Annotated in this window: 2 protein-coding genes; both read left to right on the top strand. The window is 59.6% G+C overall.

The window, feature by feature from the left end:
• Positions 1–509: 509 nt before the first annotated feature.
• Positions 510–776: a type II toxin-antitoxin system ParD family antitoxin gene (locus NKJ90_RS33320; protein WP_023757167.1), complete on the top strand. Its 267-nt coding sequence runs from the start codon at positions 510–512 to the stop codon at positions 774–776.
• Positions 777–951: 175 nt separating this feature from the next.
• Entirely contained in the window at positions 952–1,089 is a 138-nt protein-coding gene (locus tag NKJ90_RS33325) for a hypothetical protein (protein WP_348626147.1), read from the top strand.
• Positions 1,090–1,375 lie beyond the last annotated feature (286 nt).

The following is a 1,375-nucleotide window of genomic DNA, read 5'->3' on the forward strand; positions in this document are numbered from 1 at the left end:
CCGCTAAACACGGGAGCTGCGCGGCGGACACGCCGACGTCACAGCTACCGCCACGCCATTTTTGCAGAACTTGACGCACACAACTCGCAGAAGGCCGGTATAGCGCGGCAAAAGATGAGGTCCTATTTCCGGGCTTGCTGCCTGGCGCGTCGGCGATGCCGATGCTGACAAGGCAGCCTCGCCTCCGCGGGCCATAGACTGAAGGCGCCGGCTCAAAGACCAGCCCTGAAACCAAATACGAAACGAATTTTAGCCGGTTGGATTTTGCGCCTATCTTCTCGCGCACGGCTGCCACAAAAGAATCACACCCGGCATCAGCTTGCGCGTCGATCCTCGATCGTGCAGCCCTCATGGCTGAGGCAGCATTTCGGTCATGCCGAATCAAGCGACAGAGCGATTCTATTGCCGGCGAATCGCGGCAAGGTGAACCGGATCGGTCGAGGCAGCTAGCAGTTGATATCTATTGCTACCTTCTCCGGCGCCCCCATATTCGCCCAGGAGGGTTGCCAATGCCAAATTACGCTTTGAATGACCACTACGAGAGCTTCATCAGGAAGCAGCTCGAATCAGGCCGCTACAACAATGCCAGCGAGGTTGTCCGCGCGGGCCTGCGCATGCTTGAGGATTTCGAGGCGGAGCGGGAGAGATGGCTGGGCGAAGACATACCGGCGCGGCTGGCCGAGCTTCAGCGAGATCCGGCGAAAGGCATCCCTGCCGAAACGGTCTTCTCCCCGCTGGAGGCGCGACGTCGCGCGAAGCAGGCGAAGGCCAGGTAGGGGTGGAATATCGGATTGTCTTCCATCCCAGAGCGGAAGCCGAGCTGGAACAGCTATGACGACATAGCCGAAAGTGCTTAACCTGCGATCGCCTGGAATTCTGTTGTGGGGTATCCGCGACCATTGTCTCGGTCTGGCGACTTTTCCACAGCGGGACACCGAGTGGGGCGAGCCCATGCCTGGGCTTCGGATTGTCGGTTGCCGGCGTGCCGTCAGCATTGCCTTTGCCGCCGAGGGCGAGCGGGTGCTGATCCTGGGCATCTTTTACGCTGGCCGGAACATCACGCCGGAATTGCTCGAGGACCGGCTCTAAATGACGCTCCGGTAGGGAATTGCTTTGCGGCCGCCGAGGCGCAACAGTTGTATTTCAAGCCGATGATGTACGTTCAGCGCCGAGACCTCGGGGCGCATCACAGGAATGGTCGGCGGCAGAACACCGCTCACAATTCAGCCAGGCCAGCTCACGAATTTCGGCCCCGTGGATAACTCCACGAGAAATCGAAAAAACATCGCTGATCGCTGTTGACAGTTCTCGTTGGTGGCGACTATATACGCCTCACGAACGAGGGCGGCTCGCCGCTGGCGACGAAGAAGTTTGC

Origin of the sequence: Mesorhizobium sp. M0051 (assembly GCF_040323235.1) — a bacterium.
Lineage (GTDB): Bacteria > Pseudomonadota > Alphaproteobacteria > Rhizobiales > Rhizobiaceae > Mesorhizobium.